The organism is Massilia sp. CT11-108 (assembly GCF_047302915.1).
GTDB classification, from domain to species: Bacteria; Pseudomonadota; Gammaproteobacteria; order Burkholderiales; family Burkholderiaceae_D; genus Telluria; species Telluria orientalis.
In genome coordinates this window covers 24579-39597 of sequence record NZ_JBKYMO010000012.1, presented here as the reverse complement: position 1 = coordinate 39597, position 15019 = coordinate 24579, and the positions used below count along the sequence as shown (strand labels likewise).

At 62.4% G+C, this 15019-nt stretch carries 19 protein-coding genes; 6 read left to right on the top strand and 13 right to left on the bottom strand.

Annotated features, from left to right (window positions below; genetic code table 11):
* From ACEN88_RS02865 to pqqA, 6 genes are all read right to left on the bottom strand, one after another.
* The coding region (locus ACEN88_RS02865; protein ID WP_413337307.1) for a methyl-accepting chemotaxis protein at window positions 1-1641 on the bottom strand (1641 nt) is incomplete at its 3' end.
* A 162-nt stretch (window positions 1642-1803) separates the two neighbouring features.
* Window positions 1804-2931: a pyrroloquinoline quinone biosynthesis protein PqqE gene (gene pqqE / locus ACEN88_RS02860; protein ID WP_413337306.1), complete on the bottom strand. Its 1128-nt coding sequence runs from the start codon at window positions 2929-2931 to the stop codon at window positions 1804-1806.
* A 7-nt stretch (window positions 2932-2938) separates the two neighbouring features.
* The gene (gene pqqD / locus ACEN88_RS02855; protein WP_413337305.1) at window positions 2939-3202 is read right to left on the bottom strand and encodes a pyrroloquinoline quinone biosynthesis peptide chaperone PqqD; all 264 of its coding nucleotides are present in this window, start codon (window positions 3200-3202) and stop codon (window positions 2939-2941) included.
* A gap of 11 nt (window positions 3203-3213) precedes the next feature.
* Window positions 3214-3903, bottom strand: coding sequence for a pyrroloquinoline-quinone synthase PqqC (pqqC, locus tag ACEN88_RS02850; RefSeq protein ID WP_413337304.1), 690 nt, complete (start codon window positions 3901-3903; stop codon window positions 3214-3216).
* The gene (pqqB, locus tag ACEN88_RS02845; RefSeq protein ID WP_413337303.1) at window positions 3900-4808 is read right to left on the bottom strand and encodes a pyrroloquinoline quinone biosynthesis protein PqqB; all 909 of its coding nucleotides are present in this window, start codon (window positions 4806-4808) and stop codon (window positions 3900-3902) included. Before pqqB ends, pqqC begins: the two co-directional genes overlap by 4 nt.
* Window positions 4809-4855: 47 nt before the next feature.
* Window positions 4856-4930 (bottom strand): pyrroloquinoline quinone precursor peptide PqqA, encoded by a 75-nt coding sequence (pqqA, locus tag ACEN88_RS02840; protein ID WP_081984033.1) that lies wholly within the window; start codon window positions 4928-4930, stop codon window positions 4856-4858.
* Window positions 4931-5121: 191 nt separating this feature from the next.
* Between pqqA and ACEN88_RS02835 the strand changes: the two genes are divergently transcribed.
* Window positions 5122-5514, top strand: a complete 393-nt coding sequence (locus ACEN88_RS02835) for a VOC family protein (RefSeq protein WP_413337302.1) — start codon at window positions 5122-5124, stop codon at window positions 5512-5514.
* Here the strand turns inward: ACEN88_RS02835 and ACEN88_RS02830 are convergent.
* The 3 genes from ACEN88_RS02830 to ACEN88_RS02820 are packed head-to-tail and all read right to left on the bottom strand — an operon-like array spanning window position 5511 to window position 6945.
* Window positions 5511-5915 carry a hypothetical protein gene (locus ACEN88_RS02830; protein ID WP_413337301.1) on the bottom strand — a complete coding sequence of 135 codons (405 nt, stop codon included), beginning with the start codon at window positions 5913-5915 and terminating at the stop codon, window positions 5511-5513. The two genes, ACEN88_RS02835 and ACEN88_RS02830, sit on opposite strands and share 4 nt — an antisense overlap.
* A 1-nt stretch (window position 5916) precedes the next feature.
* A complete protein-coding gene (locus ACEN88_RS02825) occupies window positions 5917-6441 on the bottom strand; it encodes a penicillin-insensitive murein endopeptidase (RefSeq protein ID WP_413337300.1) in 525 nt (174 codons plus the stop codon).
* Between the two features lie 12 nt (window positions 6442-6453).
* Complete coding sequence (locus ACEN88_RS02820) at window positions 6454-6945, bottom strand: Hcp family type VI secretion system effector (RefSeq protein ID WP_413337299.1); 492 nt, start codon at window positions 6943-6945, stop codon at window positions 6454-6456.
* Between the two features lie 400 nt (window positions 6946-7345).
* Here ACEN88_RS02820 and ACEN88_RS02815 point away from each other — a divergent pair, with 400 nt between their 5' ends.
* On the top strand, window positions 7346-8245 hold the full coding sequence (locus tag ACEN88_RS02815; protein ID WP_413337298.1) for an HNH endonuclease: 900 nt from the start codon (window positions 7346-7348) through the stop codon (window positions 8243-8245).
* 58 nt (window positions 8246-8303) lie between these two features.
* On the opposite strand, the gene moaC is transcribed toward ACEN88_RS02815, so the two are convergent.
* Window positions 8304-8789 carry a cyclic pyranopterin monophosphate synthase MoaC gene (moaC, locus tag ACEN88_RS02810; protein ID WP_413337297.1) on the bottom strand — a complete coding sequence of 162 codons (486 nt, stop codon included), beginning with the start codon at window positions 8787-8789 and terminating at the stop codon, window positions 8304-8306.
* 96 nt (window positions 8790-8885) lie between these two features.
* On the opposite strand from moaC, the gene ACEN88_RS02805 reads away from it, so the two are divergent.
* Entirely contained in the window at window positions 8886-10481 is a 1596-nt protein-coding gene (locus ACEN88_RS02805; RefSeq protein WP_413337296.1) for a M48 family metalloprotease, read from the top strand.
* A gap of 104 nt (window positions 10482-10585) precedes the next feature.
* On the opposite strand, the gene ACEN88_RS02800 is transcribed toward ACEN88_RS02805, so the two are convergent.
* From ACEN88_RS02800 to ACEN88_RS02790, 3 genes are read right to left on the bottom strand one after another with little or no spacing between them, the layout of a single operon-like run.
* The gene (locus tag ACEN88_RS02800) at window positions 10586-11188 is read right to left on the bottom strand and encodes a DUF2946 family protein (RefSeq protein ID WP_413337295.1); all 603 of its coding nucleotides are present in this window, start codon (window positions 11186-11188) and stop codon (window positions 10586-10588) included.
* 3 nt (window positions 11189-11191) lie between these two features.
* On the bottom strand, window positions 11192-12193 hold the full coding sequence (locus ACEN88_RS02795; protein ID WP_413337294.1) for a YheT family hydrolase: 1002 nt from the start codon (window positions 12191-12193) through the stop codon (window positions 11192-11194).
* A 37-nt stretch (window positions 12194-12230) separates the two neighbouring features.
* The gene (locus ACEN88_RS02790) at window positions 12231-12425 is read right to left on the bottom strand and encodes a zinc-finger domain-containing protein (RefSeq protein ID WP_036236204.1); all 195 of its coding nucleotides are present in this window, start codon (window positions 12423-12425) and stop codon (window positions 12231-12233) included.
* Between the two features lie 223 nt (window positions 12426-12648).
* On the opposite strand from ACEN88_RS02790, the gene ACEN88_RS02785 reads away from it, so the two are divergent.
* From ACEN88_RS02785 to ACEN88_RS02775, 3 genes are read left to right on the top strand one after another with little or no spacing between them, the layout of a single operon-like run.
* Entirely contained in the window at window positions 12649-13392 is a 744-nt protein-coding gene (locus ACEN88_RS02785; protein ID WP_413337293.1) for an AzlC family ABC transporter permease, read from the top strand.
* Window positions 13385-13729, top strand: a complete 345-nt coding sequence (locus ACEN88_RS02780; RefSeq protein WP_160409477.1) for an AzlD domain-containing protein — start codon at window positions 13385-13387, stop codon at window positions 13727-13729. The genes ACEN88_RS02785 and ACEN88_RS02780 overlap by 8 nt, the downstream gene beginning before the upstream one ends.
* A 40-nt stretch (window positions 13730-13769) precedes the next feature.
* The gene (locus tag ACEN88_RS02775) at window positions 13770-14975 is read left to right on the top strand and encodes a phosphoglycerate kinase (RefSeq protein ID WP_413337292.1); all 1206 of its coding nucleotides are present in this window, start codon (window positions 13770-13772) and stop codon (window positions 14973-14975) included.
* The last annotated feature ends 44 nt before the right edge of the window (window positions 14976-15019 follow it).

Below are 15019 nucleotides of genomic sequence, written 5' to 3'. Positions count from 1 at the left end.
TGGTGCCGGCTTCGGTGCCGCCAGCGTCGCGGCACGTTTCGCGGCACGGACCGGCGCCGCCGGTGCAGCCGCCTTTACACGGTCGTCGAGGCGGAACACGCTGACCAGCTCCGCCAGCTTGCCCGCCTGGTTCTGCAGGGCTTCCGACGCGGCCGCGGCTTCCTCGACGAGGCCCGCGTTCTGCTGGGTCACGTTGTCCATCTGGCAGATCGCCTGGTTGATCTGCTCGATGCCGCTGGTCTGCTCCTGGCTGGCGGCGCTGATCTCGGCCATGATGTCCGTCACGCGCTGGATGCTTGAGACGACCTCGTGCATCGTGCTGCCGGCCTGGTCGACGAGCCTGGTGCCGATCTCGACCTTGTCAACGGAGTCGCCGATCAAGCCCTTGATTTCCTTGGCCGCGGCGGCCGAGCGCTGGGCCAGCGTGCGCACTTCGCCCGCGACGACCGCGAAGCCGCGGCCCTGTTCGCCGGCGCGCGCGGCCTCGACTGCCGCGTTCAGCGCCAGGATGTTCGTCTGGAACGCGATGCCGTCGATGACGGTGATGATGTCCACGATCTTCTTCGACGAATCGTTGATCGAGCCCATCGTCTGCACGACCTGCGCCACGACGTCGCCGCCCTGGCCGGCCACGGTCGACGCCGTCTGCGCGAGCACGTTGGCCTGGCGCGCGTTGTCGGCGTTCTGCTTCACGGTCGACGTCAGCTCTTCCATCGACGACGCCGTTTCCTCGAGCGAGCTGGCCTGCTCTTCCGTGCGCGACGACAGGTCCAGGTTACCGCTCGCGATTTCGGCGGAGGAGGAAGCGATGGCGTCCGTGCCCTGGCGCACCTCGCTGACGATGCGGGCCAGGCGGTCGCGCATGGATTTCATCGCGAACAGCAGGCTCGTCTCGTCGCCGGCGCGCAGTTGCACGTCGGTGCCCAGGTCGCCGGCGGCGATGCGGCCTGCGACTTCGGCTGCATAGGCGGGCTCGCCGCCCAGCTGGCGCGTGAAGCTCCGGGTGATCAGGATACCGAAGCCGGTGCCGAGCAGGGCGCTGAGCGCGACCAGCACGAGCAGCGTGGCGCGGCTGTTTTCATATGCGTTCTTGTTGCTCAGATTGGTTTCCTGGGCCATCGCTTCCTTGTTATGGGCCAGATCCGCCAATTTGGCGTCCAGGTCTTGCGACTTCGGCAGCATCGTGCCGAACAGGTAGTCGACGGAATCGCGCTTCGTCTCGAGCGGCTCCGCTTTCACGCGCTTGACCAGGTCCGCGATCATGCCGTCGAAGTCGCGCAGCTGGGCGTCGGCTTCGGCAAAGATGCGCTTGCCTTCGTCCGAGTGGAACAGCGGACGCGCCTTGTCGAGGTTTTCCTGCAGCTGCTGCCTGTACTTGTCGGCGTTGGCCAGCATCCTGGTGCGCTGGTCGTCGGTCGACGCCAGCATGGCGCTGCGCAGCGAACGGCCGAGGGAGACCTGGTTCAGATCGGCTTCCTTGACGTAGGAAATGCCCAGCAATTCCTTCTGGTACATGCGCTTGGCGCGCTCGTTCATCTGGGTCATGTTATAGATCGCAATGCCGGCGACGATGGCGCCGAGCACGACGACGGCAAGAAAACCAAGGGTCAGCCGGGTCGCGACCTTCATCTGCTTGAACATGGCACATCTCCTGATGATGAGTTCAGGTAAATGTTAATTGATGTGCGGAAATAATTCGTGAGAATTCGGGTCCGTATGTACGATCTGGCGCGTTTTTCCAACACTTACTTAAATGCCTGCTTAGTTCGATATCTGTTCAATAAAAGATCGTTGAGTAGAGACCTATTTCTTGGGATTTTTCCGGAACACGATCGGTTGCGCCGGCTGCCACACGGCGTCTTGCTGTGTTCGCTGCGCATGCATGACGATCGCCTGCACGTCGTCATGCCGCGCCGACTTCGCGCACACCGGGTCCGCGTTTGCGGCGTCGCCCGTCAGCGCATGCGCCTGGCAGCGGCAGCCGCCGAAGTCCTTCGCCTTGTCGTCGCACGTGCGGCACGGATCCTTCATCCAGGCATCGCCGCGGTAGCGGTTGAATGCGTCGCTGTGGTACCAGATGTCCTTCACGCGCGTGTCGCGCACATTCGGAAAATCGATGCCCGGCAATGTGCGGGCCGCGTGGCAGGGCAGGGCGGTACCGTCCGGTGCAATGCCGAGGAATACGCCACCCCAGCCGTTCATGCACGCCTTGGGCCGCGCCTCGAAATAGTCGGGCACGACGAACAGGATGCGCATCTTGTTGCCGATCCTCGCGCGGCATGCATTCACGACGCTTTCCGCACGCGCGACCTGCTCCCGCGTCGGCATCAGCTGGTCGCGGTTGACGAGCGCCCAGCCGTAATACTGCGTGTTGGCCAGTTCCAGGTACTCGACGCCCATCTCGAGCGCCATGGCTATGATCCGCTCCACGTGGTCGAGATTGAAGCGGTGCAGCACGACGTTCAGCACCATCGGATAGTCGTACTGCTTGATGAGCCGGGCGACGCGCGCCTTCAGGTCGAACGTTTTCGTGCTCGACAGGAAATCGTTCAGTTCGCGCGTCGAATCCTGGAACGACAGCTGGATGTGGTCCAGCCCCAGTTCCTTCATGCGCGCGAGGCGCGATTCGGTGAGGCCGATGCCGGACGTGATCAAATTCGTATAAAACCCCAGCCGGCGGCCTTCGCCGACCAGTTCTTCGAGATCGTCCCGCAGCAGCGGCTCGCCGCCCGAGAAGCCGAGTTGCGCGGCGCCGAGCTGGCGTGCCTGGCGCATTACGTCGAACCATTGCTCGGTCGTCAGTTCGGTGCGGTCATTGGCGGAATCGACCGGGTTGTAGCAGAACGGGCAGTGCAGCGGGCAGCGATAGGTCAGCTCGGCCAGCAGCCACAGCGGCGGCGCGATGGCGGGGCGGAAGGTCGGGGCGTTCATGATGGGCTCACACGATCCAGCCGCGCTCGCTGGCGACGCGCAGGAAATCGTCGACGTCCTCGCGCAGGCCGCCGCAGTTGAACGCCTGTTCGAGCTCGCCGACGATGGCCGGCACGGTACGGGCGCCATCGCAGCGTTTCAGGATCTCGGCGGCGCTCTGGCTCAGCTTGACCATCCCTTCCGGATACAGGAGCACGTAGTTGCCTTGGGCCTCTTCCCACTGCATGCGGAAGAGGCGCGACAGGGCGGGTTGATCGGGAACGGTGTGCATGGCTTGCCTCCTCAGGGATAGGCCTTCTCGATGGCGTCGAGCATGGACCACAGGATGTCGAGCTTGAATTGCAGGATCTCGAGCGCGCGCTCCTGCTGGGCGCGGGTGGTGAAATGGCCGAGCGTCACTTCCAGACCGTGCTCGACGTCGCGCTCGGCGAGCGAGATGCGGCTGCGGAAATACTGCAAGCCATCGGGATCGATCCACGCGTAATGCGTCGGCCAGTTGGCCAGCCGGTCCTTGTGGATCTTCGGCGCGAACATCTCCGTCAGCGACGAGCACACGGCTTCCTGCCACGGCGCCTGGCGCGCAAAATTGACGTACGCATCGACCGCGAAGCGCACGCCGGGCACGACGTGCTTGTGCGACCACAGCGCGTCGCGCGTGAGCCCGACGGCTTCGCCGAGCCGCACCCACGCCTCGATACCGCCGTCGTTATCTCCCCAACCGTCATGGTCGAGGATGCGGCGCACCCACCGGCGCCGCGTGGCGCGGTCCGGGCAATTGGCGATGATGGCGCCATCCTTTTGCGGGATATTGACCTGGTAATAAAACCGGTTGGCGACCCAGCCGCGGATCTGGTCCGGGCCCAGCAGGCCCTCGTTCATGTTGACGTTGAACGGATGGTGGATGTGGTAGCCGGCACCCCGTGCGCGCAATTGCGCCTCGAACTCGTCGCGGCTCCATGCTTCGGTACTCATATCGTGATCTCCATGCCGTCGAACGCGACCTCGATGCCGTGGCGCGCGAGCAGGGCGCGTTCGTCGGAGTCTTCGTCCAGGATCGGATTCGTGTTGTTGATGTGGATGAGCACCTTGCGCCGCGCTCCAATCCCGTCGAGGGCGGCGATCATGCCCCCGTCGCCCGATTGCGGCAGGTGGCCCATGTCGGCCGCCGTTTTTTGGGAAAACCCCAGCGCGATCATCTCGTCCGCGTGCCAGAACGTGCCGTCGACGAGCACGCAATCCGCTGTCTGCAGCGCGGCGTCCACTTGCGGATCGATTGCGCCAAGGCCAGGTGCGTAGAACACGGATTTGCCTGTTTGCGTGTCTTCGATCAGCAGGCCGATGTTGTCGCCCGGGTGCGGATCGTTGCGGTGGTCGGAATACGGCGGTGCCTTGCTGTTCAGTGCGAGGGGCGTGAAACGGATGCCGTCGATGCCGGGCACGTGAAGGCCGTCTTCGATCGGCAGCTCATGCCAGCGCACGCCGCAATAGTGCGACAGCACGGGCACGAGCGGCAGACCCTGGTTGAGTTCGCGCCAGACCGGTGCGGTGCAATAGAGCGGTAGTTCTTTCCCTTCGCGCAGCATCAGGAGGCCGGTGACATGGTCGATCTGCGCATCCATCAGCATGACGGCGGCGATGCCCGTATCGCGCTGGCCGCGTGCCGGCTGCAGGGCCGGTGTGGCGCGGATCTGCGCGAGGATATCCGGCGACGCGTTGATCAGCACCCAGTCGGTCCCGTTGGCCGACACGGCGATCGACGATTGCGTGCGCGCCGTCGCGCGGAGGGTGCCGTTACGCAGGCCAGCGCAATTGCGGCAATTGCAGTTCCACTGCGGGAAACCGCCTCCGGCTGCGGAGCCTAATACGACGATGTTCATGACGGGGATCCGGTAAGCCCGCGGCGCTGCCGCGGGCGTGGGCTGCATCAGCGATTCGCGATGTACATCGTGATTTCGAAGCCGAAACGCCAGTCGATGAATTCGGGTTTGGTCCAGGCCATGGTTGTCTCCTTGATCGTTGGATGGGTTATGAATGCGCGGCGCGCAGTCAAGGAGGAATTCGCAATATCCATGCCACATGGCCGGCGCTGTCTCGCCGGGGCAGGCCTGTGTCAAAGATGAACAGTTGTATTGCACGACGATACATCTGTGACAGAATTGTTCAGTTTCGTGTGAACACTGGGAGACGCAGATGGACGAACGATACAAACCGGACGGCTATAACGCGGTATCGCCGTATTTGCTCGTGAAGGATGTGCGCGCCATGCTCGATTTCCTCGCCCACGCGTTCGGGGCGACCGAGCTGCGGCGCCAACCGGACGCCGACGGCGGGATCCGGCACGCGGAGGTCAGGATCGGGGATTCCGTGGTGATGATGGGATGCCGGCCGGGGGCGGAGCTGATCGCCTCGGTGCACGTCTATGTCGAGGATGTCGACCGGGTCTATGCGCGGGCGCTGGACCATGGCGCAACCAGCTTGTCCGAGCCGCGCGACCAGCCGTATGGGGACCGGACGGCGGGGGTGCAGGATGCGCAGGGGAATTACTGGTGGATCGGGACGCGGTTGCGTGGGAGCGGTAGCTAGCAACTCACGGTTCCGACGCTGTCCCCAGTTCGAAGGTCGAGACCGATCCAGCATCGATAGGGGCCATCTTTCGTTCCCTTGTCCTGCGCGGTGTAGCTGCAATGAAGGCCTTTTTTTTCCCGCATCCGGTCGCCCGGTTCTCCGGTACATGTTTCGGGCAGGTCCGGACCAATGGAATCGAAAATGTCTTTCGCAGACTTGCCATCGACGAGAACTGTCAGCTTGCGATCGCTCGCCGTTGCCGGCGTGCGATCTGAAACGATGCCGGAATGGACCTTGTAGATTGCCCCTTGCAGTGGTTTCCAGAGACGGTACGGATCGGAAGACGGGGCGGCAGCATGGGCGAGCGACAGCGCGATCGCCGTCGCGCCCAAGGTCAGTAAGGTTATCGTTTTGCGCATGTCAGCCCCGTAGCTTCACATGAAAATGATGGTCGTGATTCGTGGCCTTTCTGACGAACGGGATATCAGGGCCGTTAAACAATACAAAAGCGACTGGAGCAAATGTTCTGAACATCTCGATCAGCTTTGCGGTGCCTTGTTTGTCATACTCCGCATCCCACCAGAACACCGGAAGTTCGAGACCGTCCTTGCGTAGCGGCCGCACATCAACCTCCAGCCCGCTCATATGTGAGTTGTGATCCGGGGTTCTCGTGCCGTCCGGGAGGCTGATGTCTCCGATACCGATACGTCGCTTATCGATGGCCTGCCACTCCAGCGCCACACGAAGCACGGCCGTCATCATGATCGGGTGAGCGTACTGATAGGCGCCTTTGGCCGGCTTCTTGTAGAGATCACCATACGCATAGTAGCCCGAGTCCATCGGCGCTTGTGGAAGCATGAAGAAGCCGCGCGAATCCTGCGTCGGGCGAGGACGGATCGGGTCGGGGCACCTGTCGTCGTCTTCGGTCGTCCATTCGGTAGGCATGGGAAGCCTCCGTCAGGCGCATTTGTTACAAGCCAAATCCCAGCCGCCCGTTGTCGATCCACCGGCGCCCCCGCCGATTTTCTGCTGGGTGTACGACCATTTGATCTTGGAGAAGCGCAGTCCGATTTCGTCATGCAGGATGCCGCCCCCATGCACCATTTGCTCCATGTTGGCGATCATGACGTTTTCTAACTCGACTTGGTAATACTTGACGCGGGCGCCATCGCCATCAGCGCGCATGAACTCCAGCTTGGCCTTCGGGATCGTTTTTCCCATCGAACAAGTCTGCATCAAAACGGGTGAGGCGAGGTCCGCAAGCTTACTGATTGCGAGGGTGCGGTGCTCGCAGCGTTCCGCAGTATGGCCGCCTCCTGTGGATGCGGTTGCGCTACGGGGCTGTGTGACGCCCCATTGTGCCGATGTCAGCTCGATCCATCCTTGGTGAGCAGAGTCTGCTGACTCGCCCTTGATTCCATCGATACTCAGATAAACGTCAGTAGCCATGCTTCTCTCCAGTACAAGTTGAGTGAAGCGAATATTTTCGACCGGGCCGCTGGCGCCGTCGTTGGTAACTGTCAAGTGAAGTGAAGCGGAAAATCAAGTCCCAAGAATGGGGCTTCTGGAATTCTCATTGATCATTAAACGGGCGCCCGTGCGGACAAATCTTCTTTCGTTGACCGACCCTTGAAGAGTGGCCAGCTACGGATGGGCATATGACCCAACGAGTCTATACATAGCCTCCAGAATGACGAAAGGCCTGATTGAAAATATGCCCAAGCCGACAACAGAGTAATTTTTCATGGTGCGCCCTTCTGCTAAACCCTTGGCTTGCGAGAGCGTGTTACATTAGTTGCTACCTAAAGCAATGACGGGGTACAAATGCGCGCCCATCCAGAGGAGTGTGATGAAACGGCCAATAATTAACGTTCGCTTCTACGAAACATATCATTTTGCGTTCGCCATAAAAAATATTCTTCAAGATCAATTTGAGTACATTCGTTCGCTTAATGATTTTTATGGTGATGATTCCTACTTGCGCTTTTCTGAGCCGTATCAGCCTTATTCGGCATTTCATCAATTCTTGGAATTTATACTTGAGGAGCTTCTCGTCGACGACACCGAAAAATTCGATTTGAAGAGGTGGAGGAATTTAGCGGAAAGGTTTAAGGATATACCTTCATTGGGTGACGAATTTAAGGTGCCGACTTTGCCGATTGAAGATGCGCTTCGATATCATGGATTCGAGTTTGAGAGTTTCGTCGATTGGTTGCAATCACAAGAGGTAACGGTTGCAGACGCTGACGAGGATCACATCTACGATTATCTTAATGAACTAAGGCTCTGTGGCCCGTACGAGGAACTGTTATATCAATCGGTCAAAGAAGCGTTTTTTCTTCTATTTGGAAACCGTGACGTCCTTCTACTCTTCAACGAGATGATCGCGCGCCAGATGTGCAATGCTCAAATGGACGAGTTGACAGATGAGCATGCTGAATACTTTGCACAGTCGGGTGTCCTAAAGCGCGCTTATATGCCTGAATGGGTCAGGCGAGCAGTCTTCTATAGAGACCGCGGCATGTGTGTTTCGTGTAAGGTTGATCTTTCAGGAATACTGAACATTTGGGGCGAGAGTCATTTTGATCACATTGTGCCGCTGGCATCTGGCGGCCTAAATGACGTTACAAATATTCAACTTTTGTGCGCGTCCTGCAACCTCAAGAAGGGTGATGGAAGTATTTTCACAACTAGTGTTTACGAGGATTGGTATCCCCTTCCAATAGATAAACCTGATACAGGCTCTTAATGCCGCCAGGCAGAGTTCTGCCCAGTGGCGCTCGTGTTTCCAAATCATGGCAAATTAATCACACCGCCGCCGTCCAGTCGCCCGACTTGCCGCCATGCTTTTCCAGCACCCGCACATTGGTCATGACCATCCCCCGATCCGCCGCCTTGCACATGTCATAAATGGTCAGCAAGCCGACCTGCACGGAAGTGAGCGCTTCCATCTCGACCCCGGTTTTTCCATAGGTCTCGACCTGCGCCCGGCAATGCACGCTGTTGTTCGCCGCATCGATCTCGAAATCGACGGCGACCCGCGTGATGGCCAGCGGATGGCACAGGGGGATGAGGTCGCTCGTCCGCTTGGCCGCCATGATGGCCGCGATGCGCGCCACGCCCAGTACATCGCCCTTCTTGGCCGAGCCCGACGTCACCAGTGCCAGGGTGGCCGGAAGCATGCGGATGGTGCCGGCGGCGACGGCGATGCGGTGGGTCGCGTCCTTGGCGCCGACGTCGACCATGTGGGCTTGTCCGGTGGCGTCGAAGTGGGTCAGGGGGGAGGTTGTCATGTTGTCGAGGGAACGAAGTAACAAAATATGGCCCAGCAGTAGCAACCGCCAGGAAGCGGTTATCATAGCATCGTGAAACCTAACCCGATTTCAGCGATGTTGCAGCTTTCACCAAGGTGGCCGTGGCGCCGTGTCGCGGCGTCTGTCGGCCTGGTCGTGGCCACCGCCGGCGCACTTGCCGCCCCTACCGTTCCCGTCCTCCACGGCGGCGCCGATACGACCGGATTGCCGACGCTCGGCGATACCGCGCGTGCCGACTTGTCGCCCTTCCTCGAGCGCAAGCTGGGCGAGGAGATCATGAACGATATCCGGCGCGATCCCGATTACCTGGACGACGACGCGATCATCGAGTTCCTGAACAATTTCGGCGAAAACCTCGTGTCGTTCGCGCCCGGCGCGCGCGGCGAGACGAATGCCGATTTCTTCTTCTTTGCCGTGCGCGATCCGATGATCAACGCATTCGCGCTGCCCGGCGGCTTCATCGGCGTGCACTCGCAGTTGATCATCTCGGCGCAGAGCGAGTCGGAACTGGCGTCCGTGCTGTCGCACGAGATCGGACACGTGCAGCAGCGCCACATCGCGCGCATGATCGGCCAGCAGAAGCAGGATGCGCTGTTGCCCCTGGCCGCGCTGCTGCTGGCGGCGCTCGTCGGCAAGGCCGGCGGCGGGGCCGATGCGGCGATGGGCGTCATGCTGGGCGGGCAAGGTCTCGCCATCCAGCGCCAGCTGAATTTCAGCCGCGACGCCGAACGCGAGGCGGACCGCGTCGGTTTCCAGACGATGCGCGCGGCCGGCTACGACACGTCGGGCATGGTGGCGTTCTTCAAGCGCCTGCAGAGCACGACACGCGTCTATGGCGAGGCGCCGGCCTGGCTCAGCAGCCACCCGCTGACGGGCGAGCGCATCGCCGACATCCAGGCGCGCATCCGCGACAATCCGAAGCCGATCCACATCCGTCCGGACAGCATCGAATTCCACCTCGTCCGCGCCCGCGCGCGCGTGCTGCAGGACGAAAGCCAGAAGGGGCGCGACGAAGCGAAGTCCACGTTCGACAGCCAGCTGGCCCAGCCGAACACGCAGCAGCAGACGGCCGCGATGTACGGCCTGTCGTTCCTCGCGCTGAAGCAGGGCGACCTGAAAGGGGCGCAGAGCTGGCTCGACAAGGCGAAGGCATCGACCAAGCCCCGCCCCGGCGTGTTTTCGAGCGAGCGCAGCGGCACGGACGGCAGCGCCATGTTCGCCGCCCTCGGCACCGAGATCAAGCTGGCGCCGGGGCAGCCGCCCGCCGTCGTCCACCAGGCCGTGCAGGATGCGGAAGCCGCGTACCAGAAATTCCCGCTGTCGCGCATGCTGGCACGCCAGTATGCCGACGCGCTGATCGCGGACGGCCAGCTGGACAAGGCGGCCCAGTTCCTGCGCGACCAGGTGCAGCAATACCGCGAAGAGCCCAAGCTGTACGACCAGCTCGCCAAGACCTATGCGGCCCAGGGCAAGATCGCGCTGCAGCACATGGCGCTGGCCGAATCGTATGTGTTGTCGGGCGCGTTGCCGGCGGCCGTCGACCAGCTCAATCTCGCGCGCAAGGCGAAGGATGTGTCGTTCTACGACCAGGCCGTGATCGATGCGCGCGAGCGCGAGCTGAACGAGCGGCAGAAGGACGAGAAGAAAGAGAAGAAGGACAAGGATCGGTAACCCAAAACCACGTCGCCCCTGCGAAGGCAGGGGCCTAATTTTGCGTGAGCGACCTGCGCAAAAATTCGGTTCCCGCCTTCGCGGGAACGACGTTCAAATGTTATCTATTTTTGCCCTTGCAGCAAGTCCGGCCGCCGCACGAACCCGAAGCGTGCCGGCACCTCGTCCGCCATCAACCGTCCAACGGCGATGCGCCTGTCCTGCCAGCGCAGCGCCAGCTCTCCGGCGCCGCCTTCCAGCCACGCCATCACGTCGTCGTCCGACGCAGGACGGCCATCCAGCTCGAGCGCCTGCAGCAATTGCGCCACGTCGCGGTCGTCCACCTGGGCCACCGTCCGGCCCGCACGCAGCACGATGCCGCCGGCCTCCGTCATGAACGCTTCCTCCGGCGCGCCCAGCGGTTGTCCGGTGTGCAGCACGAGGCCCTGCGCCGGATCCGTGCGCGCGATGAAGGGCGTCGTCTCGAGGTTGATGTACACGCGCTGCGGACCGTTCTGGAAATACCAGCAGCCGCGCTCATCCGATAAATAATTGCGGGCGATGAAGCCGACCAGCGCGGCGTTCGTCAGCTTGTCGCCGGGGGCGCCCGCGCGCTGAGCGGCCTCGTCGCGCATGCGCCACGCGCCGCGCGCATCCAGTGCGAGCCAGCCGTAGCAGTACGGCACGTTCGGCCACTTGGCCATTGCCTGTTTTACGATGTCGTCCATGGTTCAAGCTTCGCACAGCCGCGCGGGCGCGGGCGCGCGCATGGCCGTGTCGTCGAAAAATGTCAGGATGCGTTGCGGCAGCCAGTCGAGCCGCCCAGGGAAGGGACCGACGGAAAAGCCGACGTGACCGCCCGTCGCGGGATACTCCAGGGTCACCGCGTGTGCAGCTGTGCGCGGCAGGTGCCGGCCGGGCAGGAACGGGTCGTTCTGCGCATTCAGCACGAGCGTCGGCACGACGATGTCGTGCAGGACGTGGCGGGCGCTGGCGCGGTGCCAGTAATCGTCCGTGTCGCGGTAACCGTGCAGCGGGGCGGTGACGACGTTGTCGAAACTATATAAATCGTTCGCGGCGAGCAGGCGGTCGCGGTCGAACAGGCCGGGAAAGCGTTCCAGCTTGGCCAGTGCCTTTGGCTTCAGGGTCTGCAGGAACATGCGCGTGTACAGGCGGTTGAAGCCGGCCGACAGCGCGGCGCCGCCGGCCGCCAGGTCGAGCGGGGCGGAGATGGCCACGGCGGCATCGACGATGCCCGCGCCATGGCCCTGTTCGCCGAGCCAGCGCAGCAGCGCGTTGCCGCCCAGCGAGACGCCGGCCACGTAGAACGGCCCGGGATGGCGGGAGCGCAGGCGGCGGATGATCCAGTCGAGTTCTTCGGCGTCGCCGGAGTGGTAGAAGCGGGGCGCGAGGTTCGGCTCGCCCGAGCAGCCGCGGAAATGCGGGATCGCGCCATGCCAGCCGCGCGCTTTGGCGGCCGCCATCAGCGACCGCGCGTAATGGCTGTCCGACGACCCTTCCAGGCCATGGAACAGCAGTACGCAGGGAGAAGCAGGGGAAGCGCCGTCGACGAGGTCGACGTCGATGAAATCCTGGCCGCAGGGGGTGTTCCAGCGTTCGCGCCGGTAGGCGACGGCCGGCTTGCGGATGCAGACGGCGGGATAAATCGTCTGCAGATCACCGCCCGGCAGCCACCACGGCGCCTGGTAGCCTGCTGCGCCCAGTTGGTTCACGGCAGCTCCCGGACAGAAGGGAATCAGTGATGCGAAATCAGTGATGCGCCAGCACGGTGCCCGGCTTCAGGCGGTACTGGGTGCCGCAGTACGGGCACTTCGCGTTGCCGTCATGATCGAAGTCCAGAAAGACGCGCGGGTGGGACGACCACAGCGGCATGGCAGGGTTCGGGCAATAGGCCGGCAGGTCCTTGGCTTCCAGTTCCACGACCGGGATGGTCTTGTCGTTCATTCATTTCTCCGTCAGCAAATAGGCAGGAAGTACAACATTCCCAAAACCACGATTCTAACGGATTCGACCTGATTGCCGGAATGGTCCGGTAGAATAGCGATCTTAATACTGTCGAGTAGAATTTCCGACAGGGAAATCTACGCGCATTTTCACGCCCTCGTTTCATGTCCGAACGCAGCCTGTCCGCCATGCTTGTCGACCGCTTTTGTTGCAGGAACGCGACATGAGCGGAGTGCGCATGGAGAGCGGCGACGATGTCGACGGTCACGACCCGGTCGCCTGGCGCGAGGGTTTCCACGTCGGCCTGCCCACGCTGTTCGGCCTCGGCGCATGGGGCATCGTGGTCGGGGTCGCGATGGTCAAGAGCGGCCTCACGGTGCTGCAAGCCAGCGCCATGACGCTGATCGTGTATTCCGGCTCGGCCCAGCTCGCATCGCTGCCGCTGATCGCCACCGGCGCACCCATCGGCGTCATCTTCGCCACCGCCTTCGTCGTCAACCTGCGGTTCGTCATCTTTTCCGCACTGCTCGCCCCCCATTTCTCGCACCTGCCGGTGGTGCAGCGTTTTTATCTTGGCCATATCTCCGGCGACCTGACCACCGCGCTCTTCCTGCAGCGCTACCCCCGCACGACGCCCGAACGGGGCAAGCTGTCATTCCTGAAGGGCTTGCTGTATCCAAGTTGGGTCGCGTGGCAGGTCGGCACGTTCATCGGCATCTTCCTGGGTAGTGCCGTGCCGACGGAATGGCAGCTGGGCTTTGCCGGCACGCTCGCCATCCTGTGCATCCTCGTCCCCCTGGTCATGAACAGCGCGGCCCTGTGCGGCGTGCTGGTGGCGGGCATCGTGTCCGTGCTGGCGCATGGCCTGCCGTACAAGCTGGGGCTGCTGCTTGCGGTTCTCGTCGGCATGGTCACCGCCATCGCCATCGAGGAAACGCAGGAACGCCGCAAGGTCCGCCATGGCTGACTGGGAAATCTGGACCGTCATCGTGGTGCTGAGTGTCGCCACCGCGTGCTGCCGCAGCGCCTTGTGGATGGTGGGCCACCGCGTAACGATTCCCCGGCGGGTGCAGGAAATGCTGCGCTATGCGCCCGCCTGCGCGCTGGCCGCGATCGTCGCGCCCGATTTCATGCTGGGGCCGCAGGGGGAGGTCGAGCTGGCCGTCACGAACCCGAAACTCCTGGCCGGTATCATCTCGCTTGCCTACTACCTGTGGCGGCGGAACATGTTGCAGACCATCGTTATTGGCATGGTGGTATTTACTGTGCTGCGCGTTTCTGGTGTTTTCCATGGGGTCGGCTAAGGTAAAATAGCGTTTTTTAAACATTCCAAGATTGTTGACAATGGCCGTTCTCAATTTCACCCGCTTGCAAGACCTGATCGACCAAGACGCGCTGAAAGGCAAGCGCGTCTTCATCCGCGCCGACCTGAATGTCCCGCAGGACGACGCCGGCAACATTACGGAAGACACGCGCGTGCGTGCTTCGGTTCCCGCGATCCGCGCTGCGCTTGATGCGGGTGCGGCCGTGATGGTCACGTCGCACCTGGGCCGTCCGACCGAGGGCGAGTTCAAGCCGGAAGACAGCCTGGCGCCGGTCGCCAAGCGCCTGTCCGAGCTGCTGGGCTTGCCGGTCGAACTGAAACAGAACTGGGTCGATGGCGTCGACGTCGCGCCGGGCCAGGTCGTGCTGCTGGAAAACTGCCGCGTCAACAAGGGTGAGAAGAAAAACTCGGACGAGCTGGCCCAGAAGATGGCCAAGCTGTGCGACATCTATGTGAATGACGCCTTCGGCACCGCGCACCGCGCCGAAGCGACCACGCACGGCATCGCGAAGTTCGCGCCCGTGGTCGCCGCCGGTCCGCTGCTGGCGGCCGAGCTGGATGCGCTGGGCAAGGCCCTGGGCGCGCCGCAGCGTCCGCTGCTGGCGATCGTCGCCGGCTCCAAGGTGTCGACCAAGCTGTCGATCCTGCAGAGCCTGGCCGACAAGGTCGACAACCTGATCGTCGGCGGCGGCATCGCCAACACGTTCATGAAGGCCGTGGGCCTGAACATCGGCAAATCGCTGGCGGAAGCGGACCTCGTCGGCGAGGCGAAAACCATCATCGACAAGATGGCCGCCCGTGGCGCGACCGTGCCGATCCCGGTGGACGTCGTGTGCGCGAAAGAGTTTTCGCCGACCGCCGCCGCAACCGTCAAGGATGTGAAGGACGTGCTTGATGACGACATGATCCTGGACATCGGCCCGAAGACCGCGGCCCAGCTCGCCGAACAGATCGCCAAGGCCGGCACCATCGTCTGGAACGGCCCGGTCGGCGTGTTCGAGTTCGACCAGTTCGCCGAAGGCACCAAGACCCTGGCCCAGGCCATCGCCGCATCGAAAGCCTTCTCGATCGCGGGCGGCGGCGACACCCTGGCTGCCATCGCAAAATACAATATTGCCGACCAAGTCGGCTATATCTCGACCGGCGGCGGCGCCTTCCTCGAGTTCCTCGAAGGTAAGACGCTTCCGGCGGTGGAGATCCTGCTGCAGCGTAGCGCTGCGAAATAACACCTCACGGTCACCGGCGCAGCCCACGGGCTGCGCTTTTCACT

Bases quoted from the DNA above. Each gene is read 5' to 3' on its own strand.
- pqqE (WP_413337306.1), bottom strand. From the start codon at position 2,931: ATGAACGCCCCGACCTTCCGCCCCGCCATCGCGCCGCCGCTGTGGCTG.
- pqqD (WP_413337305.1), bottom strand. From the start codon at position 3,202: ATGCACACCGTTCCCGATCAACCCGCCCTGTCGCGCCTCTTCCGCATG.
- pqqC (WP_413337304.1), bottom strand. From the start codon at position 3,903: ATGAGTACCGAAGCATGGAGCCGCGACGAGTTCGAGGCGCAATTGCGC.
- pqqB (WP_413337303.1), bottom strand. From the start codon at position 4,808: ATGAACATCGTCGTATTAGGCTCCGCAGCCGGAGGCGGTTTCCCGCAG.
- ACEN88_RS02835 (WP_413337302.1), top strand. From the start codon at position 5,122: ATGGACGAACGATACAAACCGGACGGCTATAACGCGGTATCGCCGTAT.
- ACEN88_RS02830 (WP_413337301.1), bottom strand. From the start codon at position 5,915: ATGCGCAAAACGATAACCTTACTGACCTTGGGCGCGACGGCGATCGCG.
- ACEN88_RS02825 (WP_413337300.1), bottom strand. From the start codon at position 6,441: ATGCCTACCGAATGGACGACCGAAGACGACGACAGGTGCCCCGACCCG.
- ACEN88_RS02820 (WP_413337299.1), bottom strand. From the start codon at position 6,945: ATGGCTACTGACGTTTATCTGAGTATCGATGGAATCAAGGGCGAGTCA.
- ACEN88_RS02815 (WP_413337298.1), top strand. From the start codon at position 7,346: ATGAAACGGCCAATAATTAACGTTCGCTTCTACGAAACATATCATTTT.
- moaC (WP_413337297.1), bottom strand. From the start codon at position 8,789: ATGACAACCTCCCCCCTGACCCACTTCGACGCCACCGGACAAGCCCAC.
- ACEN88_RS02805 (WP_413337296.1), top strand. From the start codon at position 8,886: ATGTTGCAGCTTTCACCAAGGTGGCCGTGGCGCCGTGTCGCGGCGTCT.
- ACEN88_RS02800 (WP_413337295.1), bottom strand. From the start codon at position 11,188: ATGGACGACATCGTAAAACAGGCAATGGCCAAGTGGCCGAACGTGCCG.
- ACEN88_RS02790 (WP_036236204.1), bottom strand. From the start codon at position 12,425: ATGAACGACAAGACCATCCCGGTCGTGGAACTGGAAGCCAAGGACCTG.
- ACEN88_RS02785 (WP_413337293.1), top strand. From the start codon at position 12,649: ATGAGCGGAGTGCGCATGGAGAGCGGCGACGATGTCGACGGTCACGAC.
- ACEN88_RS02780 (WP_160409477.1), top strand. From the start codon at position 13,385: ATGGCTGACTGGGAAATCTGGACCGTCATCGTGGTGCTGAGTGTCGCC.
- ACEN88_RS02775 (WP_413337292.1), top strand. From the start codon at position 13,770: ATGGCCGTTCTCAATTTCACCCGCTTGCAAGACCTGATCGACCAAGAC.